General features: G+C 63.7%; 1 pseudogene. It reads left to right on the top strand.

Annotated elements, in window-relative coordinates:
• Nucleotides 1-59: 59 nt before the first annotated feature.
• Nucleotides 60-377 (top strand): annotated as a pseudogene (locus FS767_RS22960) (hypothetical protein); the annotation flags it as partial.

The following is a 377-nucleotide window of genomic DNA, read 5'->3' as shown; positions in this document are numbered from 1 at the left end:
GCCAGCAATACGGCCAGGTTTGACAAAGCTTATACAGACGACGCTACCTACGGAGCCGAATGGTTATACTCCAGGGCGTACGTGAGGAAGAAAATGCCATGACCGATGTAGCGCTCGCTTCGCCCCTCCCTGAGGTTCCCCCTTCGATCCAGCAGTTGCTCGCCCAGTTGAACCTGGCCTATCGGCCGATCCCGGCGACGACGCGCCTGCCGCAGGCGAATCGGGTACACACGGTGCTTCTGAGCGACAGCGTCGGCATGCTGCTGGTGCTCTTGCCCGAGGATCAGCTGCTGGACCTGCGCCGGCTGGTGGAATTCACCGGGCGGCAGCTGGCGGTGGTGGCGCCGGAGCGGCTGATGCGCACCCTGGAGCGCTAC

The sequence above is a fragment of the Pseudomonas sp. DE0010 genome, from assembly GCF_007680745.1.
Classification (GTDB): Bacteria; Pseudomonadota; Gammaproteobacteria; order Pseudomonadales; family Pseudomonadaceae; genus Aquipseudomonas; species Aquipseudomonas parafulva_B.
This window is presented reverse-complemented; position numbering and strand designations above follow the sequence as displayed.